24 protein-coding genes are annotated in these 24,719 nt (G+C 71.9%); 6 read left to right on the forward strand and 18 right to left on the reverse strand.

What is annotated here, in order from left to right:
* Nucleotides 1-22: 22 nt before the first annotated feature.
* The 4 genes from MKP15_RS14220 to MKP15_RS14235 all read right to left on the reverse strand — a co-directional run bounded on the left by MKP15_RS14220 (nt 23) and on the right by MKP15_RS14235 (nt 4,533).
* Nucleotides 23-1,900, reverse strand: coding sequence for an alpha/beta fold hydrolase (locus MKP15_RS14220; protein WP_240213160.1), 1,878 nt, complete (start codon nt 1,898-1,900; stop codon nt 23-25).
* A gap of 137 nt (nt 1,901-2,037) precedes the next feature.
* A complete protein-coding gene (locus MKP15_RS14225) occupies nt 2,038-2,790 on the reverse strand; it encodes a DNA-formamidopyrimidine glycosylase family protein (protein WP_240213161.1) in 753 nt (250 codons plus the stop codon).
* A gap of 262 nt (nt 2,791-3,052) precedes the next feature.
* Entirely contained in the window at nt 3,053-3,472 is a 420-nt protein-coding gene (locus MKP15_RS14230) for an H-NS histone family protein (RefSeq protein WP_240213162.1), read from the reverse strand.
* 284 nt (nt 3,473-3,756) lie between these two features.
* A complete protein-coding gene (locus MKP15_RS14235; RefSeq protein WP_104937703.1) occupies nt 3,757-4,533 on the reverse strand; it encodes a glucose 1-dehydrogenase in 777 nt (258 codons plus the stop codon).
* Between the two features lie 429 nt (nt 4,534-4,962).
* Between MKP15_RS14235 and MKP15_RS14240 the strand changes: the two genes are divergently transcribed.
* A complete protein-coding gene (locus MKP15_RS14240) occupies nt 4,963-5,535 on the forward strand; it encodes an Ax21 family protein (protein WP_161614883.1) in 573 nt (190 codons plus the stop codon).
* Between the two features lie 227 nt (nt 5,536-5,762).
* Here MKP15_RS14240 and MKP15_RS14245 read toward each other — a convergent pair whose 3' ends face one another.
* From MKP15_RS14245 to MKP15_RS14265, 5 genes are all read right to left on the reverse strand, one after another.
* Entirely contained in the window at nt 5,763-6,791 is a 1,029-nt protein-coding gene (locus tag MKP15_RS14245; RefSeq protein ID WP_104937702.1) for an NAD(P)H-dependent glycerol-3-phosphate dehydrogenase, read from the reverse strand.
* 19 nt (nt 6,792-6,810) lie between these two features.
* Nucleotides 6,811-7,323 (reverse strand): protein-export chaperone SecB, encoded by a 513-nt coding sequence (secB, locus tag MKP15_RS14250; protein WP_104937701.1) that lies wholly within the window; start codon nt 7,321-7,323, stop codon nt 6,811-6,813.
* A 104-nt stretch (nt 7,324-7,427) separates the two neighbouring features.
* Nucleotides 7,428-7,865 carry a rhodanese-like domain-containing protein gene (locus tag MKP15_RS14255; protein ID WP_104937700.1) on the reverse strand — a complete coding sequence of 146 codons (438 nt, stop codon included), beginning with the start codon at nt 7,863-7,865 and terminating at the stop codon, nt 7,428-7,430.
* Nucleotides 7,866-7,929: 64 nt separating this feature from the next.
* Nucleotides 7,930-8,358 (reverse strand): hypothetical protein, encoded by a 429-nt coding sequence (locus tag MKP15_RS14260; RefSeq protein WP_104937699.1) that lies wholly within the window; start codon nt 8,356-8,358, stop codon nt 7,930-7,932.
* Nucleotides 8,359-8,383: 25 nt separating this feature from the next.
* The gene (locus MKP15_RS14265; protein ID WP_240213163.1) at nt 8,384-8,842 is read right to left on the reverse strand and encodes a YiiD C-terminal domain-containing protein; all 459 of its coding nucleotides are present in this window, start codon (nt 8,840-8,842) and stop codon (nt 8,384-8,386) included.
* Between the two features lie 47 nt (nt 8,843-8,889).
* Here MKP15_RS14265 and MKP15_RS14270 point away from each other — a divergent pair, with 47 nt between their 5' ends.
* The 4 genes from MKP15_RS14270 (at nt 8,890) to MKP15_RS14285 (ending at nt 12,491) form a co-directional block, all read left to right on the forward strand.
* On the forward strand, nt 8,890-9,675 hold the full coding sequence (locus MKP15_RS14270) for a uroporphyrinogen-III synthase (RefSeq protein ID WP_240213164.1): 786 nt from the start codon (nt 8,890-8,892) through the stop codon (nt 9,673-9,675).
* 96 nt (nt 9,676-9,771) lie between these two features.
* Nucleotides 9,772-10,752, forward strand: coding sequence for a uroporphyrinogen-III C-methyltransferase (locus tag MKP15_RS14275; protein ID WP_240213165.1), 981 nt, complete (start codon nt 9,772-9,774; stop codon nt 10,750-10,752).
* On the forward strand, nt 10,749-12,011 hold the full coding sequence (locus tag MKP15_RS14280) for a heme biosynthesis HemY N-terminal domain-containing protein (RefSeq protein WP_345778733.1): 1,263 nt from the start codon (nt 10,749-10,751) through the stop codon (nt 12,009-12,011). The genes MKP15_RS14275 and MKP15_RS14280 overlap by 4 nt, the downstream gene beginning before the upstream one ends.
* Nucleotides 12,012-12,053: 42 nt before the next feature.
* Entirely contained in the window at nt 12,054-12,491 is a 438-nt protein-coding gene (locus tag MKP15_RS14285) for a hypothetical protein (protein WP_240213166.1), read from the forward strand.
* Nucleotides 12,492-12,510: 19 nt separating this feature from the next.
* Here MKP15_RS14285 and MKP15_RS14290 read toward each other — a convergent pair whose 3' ends face one another.
* The 3 genes from MKP15_RS14290 to MKP15_RS14300 all read right to left on the reverse strand — a co-directional run bounded on the left by MKP15_RS14290 (nt 12,511) and on the right by MKP15_RS14300 (nt 15,690).
* Nucleotides 12,511-13,071, reverse strand: a complete 561-nt coding sequence (locus MKP15_RS14290) for a hypothetical protein (protein ID WP_240213167.1) — start codon at nt 13,069-13,071, stop codon at nt 12,511-12,513.
* A gap of 51 nt (nt 13,072-13,122) precedes the next feature.
* Complete coding sequence (locus tag MKP15_RS14295; RefSeq protein ID WP_240213168.1) at nt 13,123-14,037, reverse strand: hypothetical protein; 915 nt, start codon at nt 14,035-14,037, stop codon at nt 13,123-13,125.
* A gap of 372 nt (nt 14,038-14,409) precedes the next feature.
* Nucleotides 14,410-15,690, reverse strand: a complete 1,281-nt coding sequence (locus tag MKP15_RS14300) for an acetyl-CoA C-acetyltransferase (RefSeq protein WP_161614875.1) — start codon at nt 15,688-15,690, stop codon at nt 14,410-14,412.
* A gap of 106 nt (nt 15,691-15,796) precedes the next feature.
* On the opposite strand from MKP15_RS14300, the gene MKP15_RS14305 reads away from it, so the two are divergent.
* Nucleotides 15,797-16,684 (forward strand): hypothetical protein, encoded by an 888-nt coding sequence (locus tag MKP15_RS14305; RefSeq protein ID WP_240213169.1) that lies wholly within the window; start codon nt 15,797-15,799, stop codon nt 16,682-16,684.
* 73 nt (nt 16,685-16,757) lie between these two features.
* On the opposite strand, the gene MKP15_RS14310 is transcribed toward MKP15_RS14305, so the two are convergent.
* From MKP15_RS14310 to amt, 6 genes are all read right to left on the reverse strand, one after another.
* The gene (locus MKP15_RS14310; RefSeq protein WP_161614873.1) at nt 16,758-17,375 is read right to left on the reverse strand and encodes a superoxide dismutase family protein; all 618 of its coding nucleotides are present in this window, start codon (nt 17,373-17,375) and stop codon (nt 16,758-16,760) included.
* 44 nt (nt 17,376-17,419) lie between these two features.
* Nucleotides 17,420-17,983, reverse strand: coding sequence for a superoxide dismutase family protein (locus MKP15_RS14315; RefSeq protein WP_240213170.1), 564 nt, complete (start codon nt 17,981-17,983; stop codon nt 17,420-17,422).
* A gap of 137 nt (nt 17,984-18,120) precedes the next feature.
* Nucleotides 18,121-20,580 carry a serine/threonine-protein kinase gene (locus tag MKP15_RS14320; RefSeq protein ID WP_240213171.1) on the reverse strand — a complete coding sequence of 820 codons (2,460 nt, stop codon included), beginning with the start codon at nt 20,578-20,580 and terminating at the stop codon, nt 18,121-18,123.
* A 177-nt stretch (nt 20,581-20,757) separates the two neighbouring features.
* Complete coding sequence (gene ntrC / locus MKP15_RS14325) at nt 20,758-22,197, reverse strand: nitrogen regulation protein NR(I) (RefSeq protein WP_240213172.1); 1,440 nt, start codon at nt 22,195-22,197, stop codon at nt 20,758-20,760.
* Nucleotides 22,190-23,251 (reverse strand): ATP-binding protein, encoded by a 1,062-nt coding sequence (locus tag MKP15_RS14330; RefSeq protein ID WP_240213173.1) that lies wholly within the window; start codon nt 23,249-23,251, stop codon nt 22,190-22,192. Before MKP15_RS14330 ends, ntrC begins: the two co-directional genes overlap by 8 nt.
* A gap of 79 nt (nt 23,252-23,330) precedes the next feature.
* Nucleotides 23,331-24,674, reverse strand: coding sequence for an ammonium transporter (amt, locus tag MKP15_RS14335; protein WP_240213174.1), 1,344 nt, complete (start codon nt 24,672-24,674; stop codon nt 23,331-23,333).
* Between the last annotated feature and the right edge of the window lie 45 nt (nt 24,675-24,719).

A 24,719-nucleotide genomic window follows, 5' to 3' on the forward strand; every position in this document is an offset into this window, starting at 1 on the left:
ACGGCCGCGGTCGCGACCGCGCTCAGCTCCCGATGTGCTCGCGCAGGAACGCTTCCAGCGCGCGGTAGAACGCGATGCTGTTGTCGTCGTTGTAGAAGCCGTGGCCCTCGCCCGCGACTGCCATCCAGCGTGGCGCGTTGCCCGCCGCGACCAGCGCGGCACGCATGGCGTTGGCCTGCGCGATCGGCGTGCGCTCATCGCGTTCGCCATGCACCAGCAGCACCGGCGCCTTGATGCGGCCCGCCAGGTTCGCCGGCGAGTTCGCCAGCAGCTCGTCGTCGCTGCGGCCGATCACCCGCTCCAGGTAGTTGCGCCCATAGGCGCTGTCCTTGATGTCGCCCTTCCTGTACATCATCTTCAGGTCGTAGACGCCGGCCAGGCCCACCGCGCAACGGATCCGCTCCGGCGCGCGCGCGGCCAGCATCATCGCCGAGTAGGCGCCGAAGCTCGCGCCGTACGCGCAGACCCGCTGCGGATCGGCCAGCCCGGCGGCCACCGCGTGGTCCAGCCCGTCCAGCAGGTCCTGCTGGATGCGCGTGCCCCACTGCAGGTAACCCAGGCGCTCGAACGCGCGCCCGCGCCCACCGCTGCCGCGGTAGTTGACCTGGACCACCAGGTAGCCACGGTTGGCCAGGAACTGCGCGTCGGTGTCGTAGAACCAGTCGTCGCTGACCCCGTGCGGGCCGCCATGCGGCAGCACCACGACCGGATGACGGCGCCCGTCGCCGTCGCGCGGGATCGTGAGCACCGCTTCCAGTTCGACCCCGTCGCTGGCCTTGAAGCGCAGCGGGCGCCGCTCGGCCATCAGCGCCGGGTCGATCCCCTCGCGCGCGACGAGTACTTTCTCCAGCTTGTTGGTCGAGCGCTTCAACACATACCAGCTGCCGGGGTCGCGATCGCTGGCGATGTGCACCAGCACCACCTGGCCGTTGCGGCTGACATCGACGAAGCTGACGTGCTGCTGCGGCAGCAGGCCCGCCAGCGTCCGGTGCAGCTCGGCCTCCGGGCGGCCCGGGTCGAAGTAGACCAGCTGCGGGCGGCCGCCCTGCGGTGCCGCCGCGAACGGCACCGAGGGGTAGCCGGTCCACTGCGTCAGGCCGACGCTCGAAAAGCCGTCGCCGACCAGCACTTCGGCATTGCCGCCATCCAGGTCGCTCAACACCAGCTGCGATGGGCCTTCGGCCCGGCTGAGCGCGCCGTATACGTGGGTGTTGTCGGCCGAGAACGACAGCGGCGTCCACACGTTCCCGGCCTGCGGCGGCGGCAACGGCTGCCAGCGCCTGCCATCATCGGACCGGTACAGCAGATGGGCGTCGGCCTCGTCGCGCCCCCATGCGTAGCGCGCGACACCGTTGCGGTCGATCACGAACTCCAGCTGCGGCACGTTGATGTCGGCGATGAGCTTGAACGTCGGTCGCTGCGTGTCGACCACGTAGAGCATGGACGAAGTCGGATCGCGCTTGAGCTGGCGCATGTAGAAGCGGCCATCGTTGCTCTCGGCCACGCCTTCGATGTAGCCGAAGCCACGATCCAGGCCGGCCGCGGCGTTCTGCTGCTCGTAGCCGTAGATGTAGCGCTGGTTCTGGCCATCGAAATCGCTGGCGATGATCTCGCCAGTGGGCAGCGGCTTCTCCAGCGAGCCGTACTTGCGGCCCTTGGCCACGACCAGGCGCCCGTCGCCCACCCACACGATCTGGAACGGGCTCTCGTAACGCGGCAGGCGCAGTACCGCCATCCGCTTCATGTCCGACAGGCGCAGCACCTGCACGGCGTGGTTGCCCTGGCCGAAGTCGGTGGAAAGCGCCAGGTAGTCGCCGCCCGGCGACAGCCGCGGCATCGAGAACGGGCTGGCCTTGGCGAACGCCTCCACCGGCAATGCCTGGGCCTGTGTCGACGGCACCCCCGCCATGCCTGCCAACGTCCCTGCCAACAGCAACACGAGCCCGCGCCATCCCCTTCCCATGACAACACTCCAGAAGCCACGTAGTGCGCGCAGCGTAGGGTATCGACCGGTTCCCGGGAAGGGCATGCCGCCGCTCAGGGCGGCGGCATGTCGCCGGTGCCGTAGGTGGCCTGGCAACGGGCGCAGAAGAACGTGCGGCGCCGCGTCCTGCCCAGGTAGAGCTTGCTGACCGGTCCACCACAGGCCGGGCAGGTGCGGCGCGTATGTACCTGCCAGTGCTTCTTGAGCACGAACGCACGCTTCCAGGCCAGGAACTCGAAGCTGTACCCGCGTGCCTGCGCGATCAGCTGGCCCAGCTTGCGGGGTGGCAGGTCGCCGACGCGGGTGGCCGGATTCACGCGGATGCGGAACAGCACCTCGTTCTTGATGATGTTGCCCACGCCCGCGAAGATCTGCTGGTCCAGCAACGCATCACAGGCCAGCATGCCGGGCGAGGCCTTGAGCTTGCGGCGCGCCAGGGCCGGATCCCAGCAATCACTCATCACGTCCGCGCGCCAGTCGTACACCTGGTCCAGCGCCTGCTCGATGAACATCACCGAGCAGGCGTAGAAGTTGAGCTCGCCGTTGTCGAAGCGCAACGCCACCCGCGGGGTGGCCGGCTTGCGCTGGTCGATCAGCCAGCTGCCGAACATCATCAGGTGGATGCGCAGGCTGAAGTCGTCGAATTCCAGCAGGAAGTGCTTGCCCCAGCTGCGCACCGCCCGCACCTGGCGACCGTGCATGCGCGCCAGCGGCTGGCGGGAGTTGCCGCCGACTTCGCGCACGGTGCGGCCGGCGAAGCGCCCGGCCGCCTCGCGCAGCAGCACGATCGACGGCCCCTCAGGCATGGCACCCAGCGCGTGCGCCGGCCGCGGCGCCGGGCGCGGACGCGAAGCACCCGCGACGGTGGGACAGCAACTGACAGCGATGACGACACGGCGACATGGGCGCTCCCGATGCGGAGCGGCCACCGTCCCATCGCGTTCGTCATGCGCCGGTGAACCGGCGTAGGCGCGGGCGTGAAGCCGGCCACTCCGACCACGGCCAGCAGCGCCGGGGGCGTGGGCAGCGGATGCCGGCCGCGGGCCGGCGCGCGCCGCGCCGTGGGACTCAGCTGTGCTTGACCAGCCGGCGCCGGCCGGTGGCCGCCTGCGCCTTGGGGGTCAGCCGGGCCACGCCCGGGATCAGGAAGTCGGCCACGCTGCGGCCATGCTTCGTCTTCGCCGCAAGCCAGCGCGGCATGCGGCCACGACCGGTCCAGGTGTTGCGGCGGTTCTCCGGGTCGCGGTACTTCGGCTCGACCTTGCCGCGCTTGCGCCTGGCGCGTGCCTTGGGTTCCGGCGGCACCATGGCGGCGTCGGTCCCGAAGATTTCCTCGATCGTATAACCGGCAGTGCGTGCCTGGGCCGCCAGCAGGCGCCTGACCTGGGCCGCGGGCGGGCGCTCGGTGAGGGTAGTGTGCCGCGCGCGGGCAGCACGGATCAGCGCGTCCAGCTCGCGGACGCTCAGCGGGGTCAGGTCGATAAGCATGGCGTTAGCGTCAGTTCGCGCCATCGCGCTGTCAAGGAATGATTCCGGCGGCATGCAGGACTCCGCCGGGTTCGCGCACGCGGTGCCCCCTGCCGGGCCAGCATCGGCCCGGGCCGCGCCTCCCCGTGAGGCGATGCGCGCTGTGGATGCCTTGCCGCAATCCCTTCCGCCAGGCAGCGGACGCCCCCCCGGATGGCCAACGCCCGGCGGCGCGCGGCGGCAGGGGCGCGATCCACTCCCCGTGACCGCTGCCGGGGGCGCTTCGCGCCGGCAGCCGCGCGGCTTCAATCCAGGGTCTGCACGCCGCCGCCGTTGACGAACAGGATCTGCCCGCTGACCCAGCTGGAGATCGGCGCGGCGAAGTACAGCACCGCCCCGGCGATGTCGTCCGGCTCGCCCAGGCGCCTGATCGGCGTGTGCGAGAGCATCCGCTGCTCGATCTCCGGGGTCAGCACCGTGGCCAGCGCGGCGGTGCGCACCGCACCGGGGCCCACGGCGTTGATGCGGATGTTGTCCGGGCCGTAGTCATGGGCCAGGTTGGCGGTCATGTGGTTGATCGCGGCCTTGGACGCCGCATACGCGCTGATGGCCGGGCTCTTGTTGATCGAACTCATCGAGGACATGTTGATGATCGAGCCGTAGCCGCCCTTCTTCATGTGCGGGGCGCACAGCTGGGCCAGCCGCCACGCACTGAACACATTGATCTGGAACGGCCGCTCGAACTGCTGCACGGTGATCTCGAACGGGCTCTCGCGCCCGGCACCACCGCCGCCGGCGTTGTTGACCAGGATGTGGATGCCGCCCAGCTCGGCGGCGGTGCGCTCCACGGTGCGCACCAGGTGCTCGTCCTTGAGTACGTTGCATTCCAGCGCCAGCGCCCGGCCACCGTTGGCGGTGATCTCCGCGGCCACGGCGTCGGCATCGGCCAGCTTCAGGTCGGCGATCGCCACCGCCGCGCCGTGGGCGGCCAGCATCAACGCACTCGCGCGGCCGATGCCGTTGCCGCCGCCGGTGACGATGGCGACCTTTCCACTGAGATCGAAAAGCGGGTTCGGGTTCATGGGCGTCTCCTTCCGGGTGAGGGCACGCGCCCGGTCATGCCGGACACGCCCCGGTCGGCCGACGCGGTGCCCGGCCCGGGACGGTTGCCGGGCGTGAAGCCGCACTGTGCCGGTGGCGGAGGAAATCCGGGGTGAAAGCACCCCGGCAAGCGTGGGCGGGGCCATTGCCACCCGCCCCCGCCGCGCGCGGACGACCGCGCTGGCCCAGGGGAATCGGCAGGGTGACGCTGCGCCAGTCCGTTGCGGCGGCAACCGCGGCAGTGCCCGTCGGCAGCCCACGCGGAAGTTCCCGTGGACGCCACCTAATTTATGTACTGGTCAGTTTGATATTCAGGGGCGATTCCGCTGGCTAACGGATAATTCACACCTGTCGACCGGCAAGCCGCATCCGCCGGGTCGATCAAACCAAAATAAAAAAGGTAATCCGTAATGAAGACTTCCCTGATCGCTCTGGGCCTGCTGGCCGCCCTGCCGTTCGCTGCATCGGCGACCGATGGCCTGTCCTACAACTACGTGGAAGGTGGTTACGTGAACACCGATGCCAAGGGCGGCGACGCCGATGGCTGGAAGGTGAAGGGTTCGGTGGCGGTGCACCCGAACTTCCATGTCTTCGGCGACTACAGCGCCCAGGAGACCGACAAGAACAAGTTCGACGTCGACCAGTGGCGCGTCGGCGTGGGCTACAACTACGGCGTGGCCCCGAACACCGACCTGCTGGCCCGCGTGGCCTACCAGCGCTTCGACCGCCAGCACCTGCCGACCTACAACGGCTACAGCGCCGAAGTCGGCGTGCGTACCGCCTTCACCCCGATGATCGAAGGCTATGCCCTGGCCGGTTACGAGGACTACAGCAAGAAGGCCGGCTACAACCCGGACGGCGAGTTCTACGGCCGCGTCGGCGCCGCCGCCAAGTTCAACGCCAACTGGGGCGTGAGCGGCGAAGTGAAGCTGGGCAAGGGCGGCGACAAGGAGTGGTTCGTCGGCCCGCGCTTCACCTGGTAAGCGCTCGCTACCTCGTTTCAAAGGCGCGCGCTCTCTCTCCCCCGCGCCTCCGGAGCCCGGTCTTCCCCGACCGGGCTCTTTCTTTTGCGCCCGCGCCAGCCAGCGCGCCAACCCGGCGAGGCCCACGGCAACGCGGCCCGCGGCCGCCGCCGGGCCAGCGGACCGTCCGGTGCAGGGCAACAAAAAGCCCGGCATCGCCGGGCTTTTTGTCTCATCTTCGCCGAATACTACTTGAACAGCGTTTCTGGGTACTCCGGCTTCTGTTCGCGTGCCAGCAGCTGCTTGAGGCCCTCGGAAGGACTCAGTTCGCCGTGCAGCACCGACTGCACCGCCTTGGAAATCGGCAGGTCGATGCCGTGGCGGCCGGCCTGGCGCATGACCTCGTCGGCGGTCTGCACCGACTCGACCACCTGGCCGATCTCCTTCACCGCCTCGGCCAGGCTCTGCCCGCGGCCCAGCGCCAGTCCCAGCCGCCGGTTGCGCGACAGGTCGCCGGTGCTGGTCAGCACCAGGTCGCCCAGCCCGGCCAGGCCCATCAGGGTCTCGGGCTTGCCGCCGATGGCCGCGGCCAGCCGCAGCATCTCGTTCAGGCCACGGGTGATCAGGCCGGCGCGGGCATTCAGGCCCAGCTGCATGCCGTCGGCCACGCCGGTGGCCACCGCCAGCACGTTCTTCATGGCCCCGCCCAGTTCGGCGCCGACCATGTCCTCGCCGGTGTAGGCGCGGAATGCCGGGCCGTGCATGGCATCGGCCACCTGCTGGGTGAACCCGGCATCGTCGCCATGGACGGTGATCGCCGTGGGCAGGCCCAGGGTCACTTCCTTGGCGAAGGACGGGCCGGTGACCACCGCCAGCGGCACGTCCGGGCCCAGCACCTCGCGCGCGACCTCGTGCAGGAAACGGCCGGAACCGGGCTCGAAGCCCTTGGTCGCCCAGGCCACGCCGGCACCGGCGGGCAGCAGCGGCGCCAGCGCGCGCACGGTTTCGCCGAAGGCGTGCGACGGCACCACCACCAGGATCCAGCGGGCACCGGCGACGGTACCGGCCAGGTCAGTGCTGGCACGCAGGGAATCAGGCAGCGGAATCCCCGGCAGGTACCGGGGATTCTCGTGACGACGGTCGATCGCCTCGACCACGTTCGCGTCGCGTCCCCACAGCACGGTCGGGTGACCATGCCGTGCCAGCAGGCTGGCCAGCGCGGTGCCCCAGGAGCCCGCGCCGAGGACGGCGATCTTTTCCGCGTCGTTGGTACTCATCCGCAGGGATGGGCGCCGGTCAGGCGTTGCCGGCCGGCTCGGAGTCGGCCAGCGACGCGCCGTCGGCCTGCTGCTGGCGCTGGCGCAGGGTTTCGGCGTACAGGCCTTCGAAGTTGATCGGCTGCAGGTAGAACGGCGGGAAGCCGCCGGCCTGGATCAGGTCCGACACCATCGAGCGCACGTACGGGAACAGGATGTTCGGGCACTGGGTGCCGAGCAGCACGTCGATCGCCTGCGGCTCCAGGCCGATCAGGCCGAACACGCCGGCCTGCTCCACTTCGGCCACGTAGGCGGTCTTGTCGCCGGCCTTGCAGGTCAGGGTCACGCCCAGCACCACCTCGAAGGCGTTCTCGGACAGGCGCTGCACCTTCTGGTTCAGGTTCAGCTGCAGGTCCGGCTGCACGTTCTCGTTGAAGATGGTCGGCGAATTCGGGGATTCGAAGGAAACGTCCTTGACGTAGATCTTCTCGACGGTGAACGCCGGGCCGTTGTTGGCTTCGGCGGCGACGGCGTTGTTGTGCTCTTCGGACATTTCTCTAGGACTCCAGAACGGTTCGTTCGTTGAATGGGATTGTTACCAGACCTGCGATGGGGGCGCTGCGGCCCCCATACAAGGGCTTAACCTCAAATGAAGGCTCAGCCGCGGCCCTTGACCAGCGGCAGGTCCGCCGCCTGCCAGGCAGGCAGGCCGCCGTCGAGCACGAACACCTGCTCGAAACCGGCCTTCTTCAGCACCTTGGCGGCATTGGACGAGGCATTGCCGGTGCGGCACACCAGCACCACCGGCGACTGCCTGGCCGCGGCCAGCAGCTTGTGCGCGGGGGTCAGCTGGGCCGGCTGCACGTTGCGGCTGCCGGTGATGTGGCCCTTTTCGAAGTCGCTGCCCGCCGACAGATCAATGACCACCGCGTTGCCGGCGTTGATCAGGCGGGTCAGTTCGGCCGGCTTGATCGATTTGAAGCCGCGGAACAGCCGTGCGATCTCGGTGACGATGATGGCGATGGTCAGGCCGGCGAAGGCCAGCGACAGCATCGGGTTTCGGCCAGCGAAGGCCAGCAGCTCTTCGTAATTCACTCGGGTCACGGGTAGACAAGCGGGCGGCGATTGTCGCACAAGCCGGCCGCCGGACGGCCAGCCCCTATTGGCCCTGCCACAGGTCCGGCAGCCCCTGGACCTGCCACCAGCGCTTGGCTTCCGGGTCCCAGCGCCAGCGCTCGGTGACCATCAGCGTGCGTTCGGCCAGGGTGTTGCGGTTGATCACGCCCATCTCCACCCGGCGCTCGATGGCGCCGTCCGCTGCCACGCTGGTGGAGCGCTCCCGGTAATTGGAGACCTGCACCTGGCGGTAACGCTCGCGCTGCAGGTCGGTCAGCGGGTGCGCCTGCCAGTAGGCCGGGTCGATGAACCGCTCGGCGCCTTCGAAATCGCTCCAGCGCACCGCCGCGACATAGGCTTCCTGGGTCTGGGTGAGCTTGTTGCGCTGGCTGCGGCCGGGGCCGGCGGCCTGGGCGGTCACGGCCATGCCCAGCAGCGCGGCGATGGCGGTCAGGATCAGTCGTCGTTGCATGGCACCTCCCCGGGACCGGCCCATCCTACCCTTTGGCCAGGGCCACGAAGCGCCCCTCCAGCGCGGCCGCGCCGTCCTCGACCTGCGCGCAGACCGTGATGCGCGCCCGGCCGCGCTTGCCGAACAGGGCCAGGAAGCCGTCCCAGTCCTGGTCCGGGGCCGCGCATGCACTGGCGTCCAGGTCGGCGTACACCGGCGCGCGGTAGCGGATGCTGCTGTCGGCCACGTACACCTCGGCGTCGTGGCCGGCCTGCGACAGGCGCAGGCTCACCAGCGCCCAGCCGGCCAGGGTCATCACCGAGGCCAGGCTGCCGCCGAAGGCGTTGCCCTTGTCGTTGACGTTGGCGGCCAGCGGCGCGCGCAGGCGCAGGGTGCCATCGGCATAGCCGGCGATGCGGATGCCCATGGCCGCGACCGGCGGCATTGCATCGAGGGTGGCCTGCAGGCGGAGCAGCAGGGCGTCGCGGTCGGGGGTATCGGGCATGGGGCGTGCGGGAACGGGAAACGGAAAGCGCCCGCATAATGCATGGAATGAACAGCCGCGCCTATGTGCCGGCCGACACGGCCTGGTACCTGATCTCCCTGCGTCCTTCCGGGCAGCACGATGGGCTGCGCCGCGCCGCCGCGCGCCACGGCGCACGCACCGTGGCGGTGTCGCCGTGGCGGCTGCAGCCGCGCCACGACGCCAGCACCCGCGACCAGCTGCGGCAGGCGCAGGCCTGCGACCGGCTGGTGTTCACCAGCCCGGCGGCGGCCGCGGCCGCGGCGCGGTTGCTGCCGCTGGGGCAATTGAAGGCCGGCAGCCTGGTCGCGGTCGGCCAGGGCACCGCCCGCGCGCTGCGCCGCCATGGCGCCGGCGTCGTGGCGGCACCCACGCGCATGGACAGCGAAGGCCTGCTGGCGCTGCCGGCCATGGCCGACCTGGATGGCAAGCGGGTGGCGCTGGTCACCGCCCCCGGCGGCCGCGGCGTGATCGCCGCGCAGGTGCAGGCACGCGGCGCGCAGCTGCTGCGCGTGGATGTGTACGAACGCGTACCGCTGCAGGTCCCGGCCGCGCAGTGGGCGCGCCTGCAGGCGCTCGATGCCCCCGCGGTGCTGGTGGTCAGCAGCGGTGAGGCGCTGGAACGGGTGCTGCCGCAGGTGCCGCCGGGCCTGCGCCGCCGCTGGCAGGAACAGCCGCTGGTCGCCGCCAGCGCGCGGCTGGCGGCGCTGGCGACGACGCTCGGTTTCGCCCATGCAGGCGTGGCCGCGGGCCCGCTGCCGGGCCAGCTCGCCGCCGCCGCGCGCGACGCCCTGTTCCCGCCCGGCGCGCCCTGAACGCCTGCGCGGCTTGCAGCCGCGCTGCATCGCGGGTGATGCTTGAAGCGCACCGCCGCTGCCCGCCGGGCGGCCTGCCAAGGATGCCGTACCCCCATGAACGACGATTCCTCACCTTCTTCGCGGCGCCGGCTGGCGCGCTGGATCATCGCCCTCCTGCTGTTGCTCGCGCTGGCCGCGGCCGCCGGGTTCGGCTGGCGCAGCTGGCAGGCCGGCCAGCGCGCGGCCGCGCACGCACGGGCCGCCGCCGGCCAGCAGGTGGAGGCGCTGCAGCAGATGGTGGACGCACTGCGCCGCGACCAGCGCGCCAATGCGCGCGCCCTGCAGGACGTGGCCGCCACCAACCGCGTCCTGCGCGACGAAGTGCTCGGCCTGGGCCAGCGCAACGCGCTGCTGGAGGAGAACGTGGCACGCCTGGCCGACCATTCGCACCAGGGCGCGCAGGCCGCGCGCCGCGAGGACGCCGAACTGCTGCTCAGCCAGGCGCAGCAGCGGCTGGTGTACGCCGGCGACCTGGACGGCGCCCGCCGCCTGTATGCGCTGGCCGCCGGCATGCTGGAAAGCATGGACAGCCCGGGCTACCTGAACCTGCGCCAGGCACTGGTGCAGGAACGCGCTGCGGTCGATGCGCTCGGCCCGGGCGTGCGGGTGCGCGCCGCCGGCCAGCTCGCGCAGTGGACCACGGCCCTGGACGCGCTGCCGGAGCAGAGCGCGGAGGTGGCCGACGCCGAACCCGCATGGTGGCAGCAGATGCTCTCGCCGCTGGTGCAGATCCGCCCGGCCGACCCGCAGGTACTGATGGCACGCTCCGAGCGTGTGGCCGCCACCGACGCACTGCAGATCGAACTGAGCCTGGCGCGCGCGGCGCTGGAACGCGGCGACACCCAGGGCTGGCAGCTGGCGCTGCAGCGGGTTGACGGCTGGCTGCTGCGGCTGTGGCCGGATTCACCGCAACGGCGCAGCCAGCGCCACGCACTGGCCGAACTGCGCGGCATCGACCTGCGCATCGCGCTGCCCGAACTGGGCAGCACCCTGCAACAACTGCGCGCCATGCGCGAGGGGAAGGTGGCGCCATGAATGCATTCCGTTCGTTGTTGGTCCTGCTGCTGGTGGCCGCCATCGGCATCCTCGGCGCGCAATGGCTGGGGCAGGAATCGGTACGCGGGATCGGCGAAGTGATCGTGCGCGCCGGCGGCAACGATTACATCGCCACGCTGCCGCAGGCGCTGCTGGCGCTGCTGATCGCCGGCCTGCTGCTGTGGCTGCTGTGGACGCTGCTCAGTGCGCCGTTCCGCAGCTGGGCGCGCTACCGCCGCCGGCAGGGACGCGCACGCCTGATCGACGGCCTGCAGGCGCTGGACGGCGGTCAGTGGCAGCGCGCCGAGAAGCTGCTGGCCAGCGCCGCCAGCGAGAAGGAAGTGCGCGCGGTCGCGCTGGCGGCGGCGATGCGCGCGGCCGAGGCGCGCGGCGACAGCGCCAGCGCCGGCCAGTACCTGCAGCAGTTGGGCGTGCAGGACGCCACCCTGCACGCGCTGCACAGCGCCGAGCGCTGGCTGCAGCGCGACAACCCGCAGCAGGCCATCGAAGCGCTGGACCTGGCGGCGATCCAGCCGCTGCCGCCGCGCGGGCTGTGGCTGCGCACCGATGCGCTGGCGCGCGCCGGCCGTGCCGAGGAGGCCTACGGCCAGCTTGGCGCGCTACGCCAGCAGCAGGCGCTGCCCGCCGACGCGCTGGCCGCGCTGGAAACCCGCCTGGCCCTGCAGATGCTCGACGAAGCCGACAACGTCAACGCACTGGCCGCCCGCTGGGAAGTGCTGCCCAAGGCGCTGCGCGCCACCCCCGAGGCGGTGGCGCGCTACGCCCGGCGTGCGGTGGCGCTGAACTGGAACGACACCGCCCTGCACAGCATCGAACAGGCCCTGGACAACCACTGGGACGACGGCCTGATCCTGCTCTACGGCGAACTGCCGGTGGAAAAACTCGACTCGCGCCGCGCCAGTGCGCAACGCTGGCTGCAGTCGCATGCGGCGAGCCCGGCGCTGCTGCTGACCCTGGGGCGGCTGGCGCGCGGCCAGGGGCAATGGACCCAGGCCGAGGAGTTCCTGCACCGCGCCATCGCCCAGGGCGCCGGCGCCGACGCCTGGGAGGAACTGGGCGAAGGCTTCGCCGCCGCCGGCGATGACGTGCTGGCGCGGCAGTGCCTGCTCAATGCGGTGCACCACCGCCACGGCCGCGCGGCGCAGCCGCTGCAGCGGCGCGACCTGCGCCAGCGGATCCAGGACCAGGCCGTGGCCGAGGCCCGCGACGCGCACGGCTTCCCGCGGCTGCCGGACTGACACGGGTAGAATCCGCCGCCCGCCCCGCGCCGCCCGGTTGCAATGAACATTCCTGCCGATATCCACGCCCGCGTCGTGGAACTGACCGACCGCATCATCGACGCCGGCCAGTCCGGCGCGACCGACGCCGCCGAACTCGCCTACGCCGAACTGCGCGGTTACTGCGAATCGCTGGCCGCCGCCGGCCGCGACCATCCGTTCCTGTGGGAAACCCTGGGCGATTTCACCGGCGATGACCGCCTGGCCATCGCCCTGTACCTGCGCGCGCTGCCGCTGGCCACCGCCGCCGGGGCCGCCGGCTACGCCGCCTCGATCTGCCTGGCGCTGGCCGAACGCCATTCCAACCTAGACCAAGCGGATGCGGCGCGCGACCACGCGCTCCAGGCCGATGGCTTCGCCCGCACCACCGATGACCTGCCGCTGCGGCGGCAGATCAGCCAGTTCCTGCTCGACCACTCGCCGGCGGCGGACACGCCCTGAGCGGCCGCGACGGGCGCGTTCAGTCGCGCCGGTACGGGTAGCGCGGCAGCCGTGCCAGCAGCCGCGGCGAGACGCCGCCATAGACCGCCAGCTCGCGGGTGATCCGCCGCGGCTTGAGGAGGCGCATTCCGATCAGGCCCCAGAACAGCATCACGAAGAACGCCAGGCTGCCCAGCAGCACCGTGGTGCCGGTTTCCGGCACGAAGCCGGCGATCAGCGGCAGCGGCGACAGCCAGGCCATCAGCATGAAATGCCGGCGCTGGCGCTGGTGCGCGGCGCACAGCCCGACCTGGTGCTGGCCCTGCCTGCGCACGATCAACGCGACGATCAGGTAAATGATCATCTGCAGCAGGATCAGCAGGTACAGCCAGGGCGAATGCCAGTAGAAGCTGCGCTTGCGGTAATCCACGGCCGGCTCGCCGCATTTGACGCAGTAGCGTGGCAGGTCGGCCTGCGGCCGCGCCAGCAGGTCGGGTCCGTCACGCCAGCAGTCTTCCGTGCCGCCGCTGCGCTCCAGTGCTGGCGGCAGCACCGCGCTTTGCGGTGCCGCGTACGGATTGAACGCGTTCGTTTCAGGCATATCTCCTCTCTCCATGATGGATCAGGGCGCAGGCACGCCCCGCCCGAACGCTCAGCGATCGCCTTCCCCGGCGCGCGCATCGGCATCGGCCTCGCGGGCCGCTTCGGCGGCCGCGGCGGCCGCCATCGCCGCCACATCCGCAGTGGTTGCGGCCGCCATTTCCACCGACGCTGCGGAAGCATCGGCCGCCGAGGCCGCGTCTTCCACGGAGCAGGGCGCCGGGCCGGCCGCGGCAGCCGCCGGCGCATTGGCATCCACCGCCATCGTCGACCGGCTGTCGCCGGCGTCGATGAGCTGCAGCTGTTGCGCAATCTCGGCGGCGAACTGCCTGGCCACCCGCTCGCGGTCCGGCCCGGTCACCAGGGCTTGCACCTGCGGCAGCAGGCCGTTGAAGCGCGCCCGCGCCGGTTCGAACCGTGACAAGCGCCGCTCCCATTCGCCCAGCAGCATCTGGCAGTACAGCCACTGGCCATCGCGCGCGGCCTGGCCATCCGGGCATTGCCGGGCGAACGCGGCCGACGCGGCGGCCACGTAGCGCGGGTACTGCGCCGGTGAGGCCTGCCAGCTCGCCCGCTGCAGCGCACCGGCCTGCTCGGCGGCCGGCGCACCGATCACCCGCAGCAGCTGCGCCAGCCGCCAGTAACTGGTTTCCGTGCCGCGCAGGCGCTGGTAGTCGGCGCTCTGCACGTAGGCGCCCAGCGCCTCAAGCTCGGTCTTGTCGAAGGCCTCGCGGAACAGCAGGAAGCCGTTGCCCGGGCACTCCACCAGCGGCCACGGCGACTGGATGGCGCCATGCGCGCGCCCATCCAGGAAATGGCCGAACGAGGTGCCCGAGCCCATGGTGCTGGCGCTGAAGCGCTCGCCACCAATCGGGCAGACATAGTCCACCGTCATGAACGTCATCGCCGCCGCCGGCGCGGCCAGCGCCGCCAACAGCACGCCCAGCCCCATCGTGATGCGTTTCATGTCCCGTCCCTGGTCTCCGCCGAAGCGCCGACGATAGCAGTCGGTCAGGGAACCTGGCAGTGGGCGCGGATCAGCGGCGCGCGGCGGGGCGGCCGGACACGCTGGTGCGTCCCCGGCGAGGCGCGCATGGCCGCCACCGCCGGTCACGCGCTGGACTGGCGGCGCCCCGCTGCCCGGGAGTTGCCTGGCTCCCGGCGCACCCGGGCGACGACAACGCCATCGGCCGGCCGTGGCGGCCGGCGTGGAACGGATTGGTACAGGCCATGGCCGCGGCACGCAGCGCGCGGAAACCGGAGCGGTCGCCAGCGCGGCACGGGGGCTTCCCGGGCGAGCAGCGCTTCGGCCGCGTCGCCGTGGAGCGCCGGCGGCGGATCAGCGCTCGATGATCGCCACCACGCCCATGCCGCCGGCGGTGCAGATCGACACCAGCGCGCGGCCGCCGCCGCGTTCGGCCAGCTCCTTGGACACGGTGGCGACGATGCGCGCGCCGGTGGCGGCGAACGGGTGGCCGGTGGCCAGCGACGAACCCAGCGGATTGATCTTCTCCGGGTCGATGCGGCCCAGCGGCGCGTCCAGGCCCAGGCGGTTGCGGCAGTAGTCCTCGCTCTCCCACGCACGCAGCGTGCACAGCACCTGCGCGGCGAAGGCCTCGTGGATTTCGTAGATGTCGAAGTCCTGCAGGGTCAGGCCATTGCGGCGGAGCATCTCCGGCACGGCGATGGTCGGCGCCATCAGCAGGCCCTCGCCATGCACGAAATCCACCGCCGCCACCTGCGCGTCGCGCAGGTACGCCAGCGGTTCATGGCCGTGGGCGCGCGCCCATTCCTCGCTGGCCAGCAGCACCGCGGCGGCGCCGTCGGTCAGCGGCGTGGAGTTGGCCGCGGTCAGGGTGCCGCGGCCGGAAGTCTTGTCGAACGCCGGCTTCAGCGTGGCCAGTTTCTCCAGCGAGGTGTCCGGGCGCAGGATGTTGTCGCGCTCGACCCCACGGAACGGGGCGATCAGGTCGCTGAAGAAGCCGCGCTCGTAGGCGGCGGCGAGCTTGCGGTGCGAAGCCACCGCCCACTCGTCCTGCGAATCGCGCGAGATGTTCCACTCCTTGGCCATGTCCTCGCAGTGGTCGCCCATGCTCTTGCCGGTGCGCGGCTCGGCCACGCCGGGGAACTCGGGCTTGAGCTCGGACAGGCGGAACCCGGACAGCAGCGCCTTGACCTTGTCACCGGTGGTCTTGGCGCGGTTGGCGGCCAGCAGGCGCCCGCGCAGCTTCTTGCCGTAGACGATCGGCACGTCGGAGGTGGTGTCCGAACCGCCGCCGATGCCGGAGTCGATCTGGCCCAGGGCGATCTTGTTGGCCACGGTGATGATGCTGTCCAGCGAGGTGCCGCAGGCGCGCTGCAGGGTGATGCCCGGGGTCAGCGGCGACAGTCCGGAGGACAGCGCGGCCTCGCGGCCGAGGTTCCAGTCGCTGGGATGCTTGATCACCGCACCCATCGCCACTTCGCCCAGTTGCTGCCCGTGCAGGCCGAAGCGCTCGACCAGCGCGCCGAGGGTGCGCACCGACATGCCGAGATTGCCGACGTCCGCGTAGGCGGTGTTCTGGCGGCAGAACGGGATGCGGACACCACCGAGAATGGCGACGGGACGGGCGCTGGACATGCGGTTACCTGGGCTGGTGGGGGAAGGCGGCGCGGACCTGCCTGCGGCAGCAGGCATAATGGACATTGAGTGTAGCTTCGAGCCTGTGACGGGCCAACCGCGAACCATGAGCAATCCCAACCCCGACATGAACGCACTGGGCGTGATGGCGCTGGAGCTGGCCGGTGGCCAGCAGCCGCGGCTCGCCGCGCTGCCCTCCAGCCAGGCCGGCGAACTGGCCGCGCTGGTCGGCCGCGACCTGCAGAAGCTGGTGCCGCAGGCCAGCGGGCTGGACCTGGTGCTGGCCGCGGCGCATTTCGATCCGGCCGAGGTGCTGCGCCCGGGCTGGCCGGTGCACCGGCGCCTGGAGGAACTGCAGATGCGCGCGCCCGGGCGCAACCAGGGCCCGCGCCTGCTGGCGTTCGGCGCCGATGCGTCCGGCGACGTGCCGCTGCCGCTGCAGGCCGACCCGGCGCTGACCGGTGGCGGCCTGCGGGTACTGCCGTTCGTGCTGACCGGCAGCGACGCCATGCTGCTGGCCGAGACCCGCGATGCGCTGGAAGACGTGCTGCTGGCCAACGGCATGGCCCAGGCTGATACCGCCCTGCTCGCGCAGGACGCCTTCGGCGCGCAGATCGAGCACGCGCGCTATTTCACCGTCAACGACCTGGCCGCGATGATGGCCATGCAGTACGACAACCAGGGCCTGGCCGGATTGTGGCCGCTGCTGGAGACGGCGATGTTCTCGCCGCAACGGGAGCAGTGGCTGGACGCCGCGCCCGAGCCGCTGCTGCGTTATACCGGCAGCGAGGTACGCATGGCGCTGTTCGACCCGGCCGGCTGGTGCGCGCACTATGCGCAGGACAAGAACGACTGCGACCGCCTGCAGCGCATCTACGAGCAGTACCTGATGCGCCAGCGGCAGATGGCCGCGGTGCTGGAGGCGCACGGGCTGGACGTGCTGTACGTGCACGTCGAAGCCGGCCAGGACGCACGCGCGGTGATGGCGCACTGACGCCGGCAACCCATGGCCTGCAACGCAGAACGCCGGCATCCGCCGGCGTTCTGCATTCGTGCGGCCGGGGACGTTACTGGGCCTTGGCGATCACCGCGCAGGCCAGGCGTGCGCCGGCGTTGCCGGTGGGCTGGCTGTGGTAGTCGTCCGGGTCGGCATGGACGATCAGGCCGCGGCCGATGATGTCGAAGCCGTCGCCCTTGCCGGCGTTGACGTTGCTCGACACCGGGCCATCGACATGCGCATTGCCCTGCGCGTCGGCGACGATGTTGGGCATGTCGCCGCCATGGTGCGCCGGCGCGTCGATGCTGCCGTGTTCGGCATTGCCCGGGTTGAAGTGGCCGCCGGCGCTGCTGCCGTCCGGCGCACTGCAGTCGCCCTTCTCGTGGATGTGGAAGCCGTGCTCGCTGCCCGGCTTGAGCCCGCTGATGTCGCCGCTGGCGTGCAGCCTGCCGTCGACCACGGTGAAGCGGATGCTGCCCTTGACCGTGCTGTCCTTGGTCGGCTGCAGCTCGGCGGTGGCGACGGCCGCGGCGGCGGGCGCCATCGGCGGCGGCGCGGCCGGATCGGCGGCGGGCGCCGGCGCCGGGGTTGCGGTATCGGCCGGCGTGGCGGCCGGCTCGGCGTCCTGCTTGCAGGCGCTCAGCACCAGGGCGCTGGCAAGGAACAGGCTGGTGTGGATCAAACGCATCGTCGTACTCCCTTGAGTGAACTGGATCGGCCGGACCACCGCATTCAGCGGGTGACGCGGATCACGCCGCAGGCGACCCGGGCGCCGGCGTTGCCCGCCGGCTGGCTGTGGTAGTCGTCGGCGTTGGCATGGACCACCAGGGCACGGCCGGCGATGTCGTTGGCCGCGCCGCCACCAAGGGTAACCCCGCGCAGGCGTACGTCCACGTGTACGACGCCTTCGGCATTGGCCTGCAGGTTGTCCATGTCGCCGGCATGGTGCGCACCGCCACCGGCACGCCCGTGCGGCTGTGCCGCGGGATTGAAGTGGCCGCCGGCGCTGCTGGCATCGACCGCGCCGCAGTCGCCCTTTTCGTGCACGTGGAACCCGGCCTGGCCGCCACGCGGCAGGCCGCCGATCACGCCGCTGATGTGCACGCCACCGGGCTCGGGGACCAGCGCGACGCGGCCGCTGACCAGGCTGGCCGATGCCGGCGCGAGGTTGGCCTCGGCCAGCTGCGCGGTGCCCATGGCCGGCGGGGCCGGTGGCGCTTCCGGGCGCGCCGGCGGGCGCGTGCCGCAGGCGGCGAGCAGGGCGGTGGCGGTGATGGCGGGAAGACGAAGACGCATGTGTCACTCCTTGCAGGGTGCGGGCCGGGCGGCCTGCGCATGCCCGCGCAGGCATGGCGGCGTGGCCCGGGGTATGCAACGGGGCAAAGATGCCCGTTCGCCGCGCCCGGGTCGAGCGGGGCCGGCGCGGGCGGCGGTCACCGCGCGGCCGCTTCCGCCAGCGCGGCCGCCTCCACCTTGGCCAGGGTGTCGCGCACGTCGCGCAGCACCGCCTGGTTCTGATCGCCGTAGACCTTGCGCATGGCCCGCAGCGACTCGTTGGCATGGACGCGGGCGGCCTGGGTCCGGCCCTGCACCAGCTCCGCTTCGGCCAGCCCGCGCAGGATTTCCGCGGTGACGTGGTTGTCGCGCCCCAGGGTTCGCCCGGCGATCTCCAGCAGCGCGCGCTGTTCCCGTTCCGACGCCTCCGCCTGGCCGTCGGCCAGCAGCCAGTTGGCGTGGTTGTGGCGGGTGATCACCGCGGAAAAGGAATCGGTACCGTAGCGCGCGGCATTCCACTCCATGGTCGCGCGGTAGTAGGGGCCGGCCTCCCTCACCTTGCCCTGCTCGCGCAGGGCGCTGCCGAGCATGCCCAGGGTGCTGACGGTAAAGCCGTTGTCGGCGCCGTACAGGCGCTCGTAGATGGCGGCCAGCTGCCGCAGTTCCGGCTCGGCGCCGGCGAAATCGCGCTGCTGCAGGCGCGCGACCGCCAGGTCACGGCGTGCCGCCAGGGTCTGGGGGTGTTCGCGGCCATGGACCCGGGTCCGCTGCCGGATCACCTCATCCAGCAGCGCCATCGCGCGCGCGTAGTCACCGCTGGTGGACAGGATCTCGGCATAGCGCTTGGCGGCGTCGAGCCGCTGCGGGTCATCGGCCGGCCGCTGCCGCGAGAGTCCGTCGAACGCCTCGCGCGCCAGCCGCGTCGCCGCGTCCGCCTGGCCCTGCACGAACAGCACCCAGGCCCGGCGCGACTGCATGTCCAGCGCCAGCCATCGATGCGCGGCGGGGCCACGCTGGGCCCGGGCGATGCCCTCGACGAATGTCGCGTCCGCCTGCTTGAGCCGGTCCGACAACAGGTAGGCCTGGCCCAGCACCTGCATCGCGCGCAGGTCCTGGAACTGCAGCCGGCCGGGGTGGGCCGCGGCCAGCGAGCGGATCGACTGCAGGTGCGCGATGGCGCGGTCGTACTCTTCCAGGCCGACCTGGTTGACCGCGATGATCAGTTCCACGTCGGCCAGGATGTCCGGATAGGCCGCCAGCTCCCGCACCGCACGCTGCGAGGCGTCGTCGAGCACCCGCAGCATCAGCGTCTTGTCCATGTCCTGCGAAACCGCCGGATCGACGCTGTCCAGCACCGAGGCCAGGAACTCGGACGTCACCCTGGCCCGCGCCGCCTCCTGGCGCGCCTCGCGCAGCGACCAGGTGGTCGCGGCCAGGCCCGCGACCAGCGCCACCGCCACCGCGGCCGCGGCCGCCACCGCCAGCCGGTTGCGGCGCACGAAGGTACGCACGCCCAGCCATCGCGCCGGTCCTGCCGCATGTGGCGGATAGTGCGCCAGCCAGCGCCGCAGGTCGTCCAGCAGCGACGACACCGAGGCGTAGCGCGCGGCGCGCTCGGGCTGCAGGGCCTTGAGCGCGATCGCGTCGAGGCCGTCGCGCAGGGCGCGCCGCAGCCGGGCCGGGGTGCTGCCGCGCTGGGCCGCCAGCTCGGCGCGCCGGGCCGGCGGCTGCTCGCGCAGATACCGCGACGGCGGCACGGGAGACGCTTCCGGCGGCGCGCCGCAGGCCAGCTCGTACAGCAGCGCCCCCAGCGAGTAAACGTCGCTGCGGGCATCGGTGTCGTTGCCGGGGCGGGCCTGCTCCGGGCTCATGTAGCCGGGGGTGCCGCCCCCCGGGGCGTCGTCGGCAGCGGCGGCATCCATGGCGATGCCGAAATCGATGATCTTGGGCAGCGGCTGGCCGTCGACCGCGGCGACCAGGATGTTGCCCGGCTTCAGGTCGCGATGGATGACGCCCTTCTGGTGCGCGTGCTGCACGCCTTCGGCGGCCTTGGCCAGCAGCTCGACGCGCTGGCGCAGGTCGACCCGGTGCTGGTCGCACCAGGCGGAGATCGGCTGCCCGTGGATGTACTCCATCACCAGCCAGGCGCGGCCGTCGGCATCGATGCCGGCGTCGTGGATCTGCGCGATGGCCGGGTGCTGCATCTGCGCCAGCAGGCGGCACTCGTATTCGAAATGCCGGTGGCGGCGCTCGTCCAGCGCGGTGGCGCGCACCAGCTTGAGCGCAACCTGGCGCTCGTAGGCGCCATCGGCGCGCCGCGCCAGGTACACCCGGCCCATGCCACCGGCGCCGATCATCCGTTCCACCGCCCATGGCCCGAACCGCGTGCCCGGCATCACCTCGGCCTCGCTGGCCTGGGCCGCCACCTTGACCGCCTCGCGCAGCGGCGCGTGCAGGCGCGTGGGATCGGTATCGGCGGCCAGCAGCGCCAGCAGTTCGCGCTGCAGCTCCGGATCGTCACCGGTCTGCGCGTGGATGAAAGTGATCCGTTCGGCCTCGGGCAATTCGGTGGCGCGGTGGAACAGATCGGTCAGGCGCTGCCAGGCGTCGGTGTTCAACAGCGCCTCGCATGCCGGCGGCGGGCTGCCGTCGCTATCGCGGACGGCGCGCGACCCCGGCGTCGTGCCTGGGTGGCCGTGTCCTGACGTGGCGCCCGCATCTCCATGGGGGGCCGATGATACACGCCCACCCGGCGCCGATCCGCCGGGTCGCGGCGGGCGCGCCGCACGGGTTCTTCAGCGCTTGCGGCCCGGCCCCAGCTTGCGCGTCAGCGTGTTGCGGCCGACGCCAAGCCGCGCCGCGGCATCGCCGCGGTGGCCGTCGGTGGCGGCCAGCGCCGCGTCGAGCAGCACCGCCTCCATGCGCTCGCGCACTTCGGCGTGCAGGCCGCCGGCGCCCTCGGCCAGGCGTTGCCGCGCCCACTGCGCCAGCGCCTGGTCCCATTGCCCGGGCGCCGCCGCGGCCGCGCCGGGGCGGGCACGGCCGCCACGGGCCAGCGCCGCCTGCACGTCGGCCGCAGAAATGGTGTCGGCCACCGCCAGTGCCGCCAGCCGCCAGCACACGTTTTCCAGTTCGCGCACGTTGCCGGGCCAGTCGTGCTGGCGCAGGGCCTGCAGGGCGGCGGCGGACAGGCGCTTGGGCGGCATGTCCAGCCGCCGCGCGGCATTGCCCAGGAACGTCGCGGTGAGCGTGGCCACGTCGTCCAGGCGTTCACGCAGCGGCGGCAGCCACAGCCGCACCATGTCCAGCCGGTGCAGCAGGTCGGCGCGGAAGCGGCCCTGCTCGACCAGTGCCTCCAGGTCCTGGTGGGTGGCGGCGACCACGCGCACGTCGACATGGATCAGTTCGCGCCCGCCGACGCGGAAGAACTCGCCTTCGGCCAGTACCCGCAGCAGCCGCGTCTGCAGCGGCAGCGGCATGTCGCCGATCTCGTCCAGGAACAGGGTGCCGCCATGGGCCTGCTCGAAGCGGCCGATATGGCGCCTGGCCGCGCCGGTGAAGGCACCGGCCTCGTGGCCGAACAGTTCGCTCTCCAGCAACTCGGCGGGAATGGCGGCGGTGTTGAGCGCGACGAACGGGCCGCGCGCGCGCGGCGATTCACGGTGCAGCGCGTTGGCCACCAGCTCCTTGCCGGTGCCGGTCTCGCCGTTGATCAGCACCGACAGTGGCGCCTGCGCCAGCCGCCCGATGGCGCGGAACAGCGCGCGCATGGCCGGGGTGTCGCCGATCAGCTGCGGCGCGTCGTCGCCCGCCGCCGGCGCCGGCACCGGTGCCGCGTCCACGCGCGGCTCCGGTTCGGGCAGCGCGCGCCGCGCCAGCTCCACCGCGTCATCCAGGTCGAACGGCTTGGACAGGAACTCATGCGCGCCGCCACGGAACGCACCGGCGGTGCTGGCCACGTCGGTGTAGGCCGACATCACGATCACCGGCAGCTGCGGGTGCGCGGCCTTGAGCTTTTCCAGCAGCACCAGCCCGTCGTCGCCGGGCATGCGCACGTCGGTGAACAGCAGGTCGGGCGCCGGCTGCCGCGCCAGCGCGGCCAGTGCCGCGGCGGCGCTGTCGAAGCCCTCCACCGCGTAGCCGGCGTCGCGCAATGCGGTACTCAGGACGAAGCGCACCGCGCGGTCGTCGTCGACCACCCAGATCGTCGCCGCCGGGGGGGGCACGTCAGCCATCGGCCAGCTCCTTTTCCTCGCTGGCAACCGGTAACGGCAGCAGCAGGGTGAACACGGTGTGCCCGGGACGCGAGCGGAAGCTCAGGGTGCCGCGGTGCTCGCGCGCCACCTGCTGGGCCAGTGCCAGGCCGAGCCCGGTGCCTTCGGCGCGGCCGCTCACCAGCGGCAGGAACAGGTGTTCGGCCAGGTCCTCGGGCACGCCGCGCCCGTCGTCGGCCACTTCCAGCCGCAGCGCCAGCGGCGAGGCGTGTTCGGCGGTGCGCACGCCGTGTTCGACCCGGGTACGCAGCACGATGCGGGTGGCGCCGGCCTGGATCGCATTGCGCACCAGGTTGAGCAGGGCCTGGGTCAGGCGGTCGGCGTCGCCGGCGAACTCGGGAATGCTGGGGTCGTAATCGCGCTGCAGCTGCAGGGTCCAGCCGGCCTCGTTCTCGGCCAGGCGCAGCACCCGCTCGAGCGCGGCATGGATGTTGAGCGGCGCGTGCGGCCGCTGCGGTGCCGGTGAAAGCAGTTGTTCGAGCAGGGTGTTGAGGCGTTCGATCTCCGCGCCGATCAGTTCGATCAGCTCGCCCTCCGCCGCATCGCGGTTGCCGGCGCGGCGCGCCAGCAGCTGCGCCGCGCCCTTGAGCCCGGCCAGCGGGTTGCGCAGCTCGTGGGCCAGGCCCTTGAGCGCCGCGCTGAAGGCGCCGGGCAGCACCTGCGCCGGATCGGGCGCGGCGAACTCGTCCACCGGGTGCGCTTCCAGCAGCCAGCCGCCGGCGTCCAGCGCGGTCAGCCAGCCCTCGGCGAACCGCGAGCGCTCGCCCGGCAGGGCCAGCGCCAGCCGCGGCAGGCGCATGGCGTCGACGCCGTCCCAGCCCTGTGCCAGGCGCTCGGCGAGGTCGTCGCCCTGGCTCTCCAGCGATGCCAGCGGCTGCCCCAGCAGGCGCCGCACGCTGACCCCCAGCCAGCGGCAGAACGCCGGGTTCGCGCCGGCGATGCGGCCGTCCGCCGCGGTCCACACCAGCGGCGTGGCCAACAGCTCGGCGGGGGGCGGGAGGGCGGTGTCGTGCATTGCACCAATGTAGTGCAAAGGCGCCTGCCGTGCCGACTGCGACGGGGCCGGCGGCGTGCAGCCGTCTGGCCCGTCGCGCTCAGGCCTCGTAGGCCGATTCGCCATGGGTACTGATGTCCAGGCCGGTGCGCTCGGCTTCCTCGCTCACGCGCAGGCCGACCAGCGCGCGCACCACCAGCAGGACCGCCGCGGTGACCGCCGCGCTCCACAGCACGGTGAAGCCGACACTGACCGCCTGCACCCACAGCTGGTGGGCAATATCCAGGCCCGCCTTGGTGCCGCCCAGCGACTGCGCACTGAACACGCCGGTCAGCAGCGCGCCGACGATGCCGCCGACACCGTGCACGCCGAAGACGTCTGCGGTGTCGTCCGCCCGCAGCAGGCGCTTCAGGCCGGTGACGCCCCATACGCAGAGCATGCCGGTGACCAGGCCGATCACGATCGCGCCCAGCGGCCCCACCGTGCCGCAGGCCGGCGTCACCCCGACCAGGCCGGCGACTGCGCCCGAGGCCGCGCCCAGTGCCGAGGGGTGGCCCTTGGTCACCGCCTCCACCAGTGTCCAGCCCAGTACCGCGGCGGCGGTGGCCAGCAGGGTGTTGATGAACGCCAGCGACGCCACGCTGTCGGCCGCCGCCGCCGAGCCGGCGTTGAAGCCGAACCAGCCTACCCACAGCAGCATCGCGCCGAGCCAGGTCAGCGGCAGGTTGTGCGGCTTCAACGCCACGTGCCCATAACCCAGGCGCTTGCCGACGAACCACGCCGCCACCAGCCCGGCGACGCCGGCATTGATGTGGACCACGGTGCCGCCGGCGAAGTCGATGGCGCCCATCGCCCCCAGCCAGCCGCCCCCCCAGACGCTGTGCGCCATCGGCAGGTAGCCCAGGGTGAACCACAGCGCCGAGAACAGCAGCACCGCGCGGAAGCGGATGCGTTCGGCGAAGGCGCCGACGATCAGCGCGGTGGTGATGCCGGCGAAGGTGGACTGGAATGCCACGAACAGGTAATCCGGCAGGCCGGCGATGGGGGTGCGCCCCACCGAGTCCGGGGTGAAGCCGTGCAGGAAGGCGAACCGGGTGAACGAGCCGAACAGCGCGTTGCCCTCGCTGAACACCGCGCTGTAGCCGTAGCCGACCCACAGCAGCAGTACCAGCGAGAACACCACCAGCACCTGGCTCAGCACCGACAGCACGTTCTTGGCGCGCACCAGGCCGCCGTAGAACAGCGCCAGCCCGGGCACCACCATCATCAGCACCAGCAGCGTGGAGGTGAGCATCCAGGCCACGTCGCCGCGGTCGAACGCCGGCGCGGCCGGCTGCGCGCTGGCTGCGAGCGGAAGCAGCGCCAGGGCCAGGCCGGCGAGCGTGGGCGACGGGCACAGACCACCGAGCCGGGCCCTGGGCCCGGTGAAAAATTGCGTTCGCATTGTCGACTCCGGTTGTGGGGGAAGCAGCCGGCGACCGGGCCCGTG

The organism is Stenotrophomonas sp. Y6, assembly GCF_022436665.1.
Taxonomy (GTDB): domain Bacteria; phylum Pseudomonadota; class Gammaproteobacteria; order Xanthomonadales; family Xanthomonadaceae; genus Stenotrophomonas; species Stenotrophomonas acidaminiphila_A.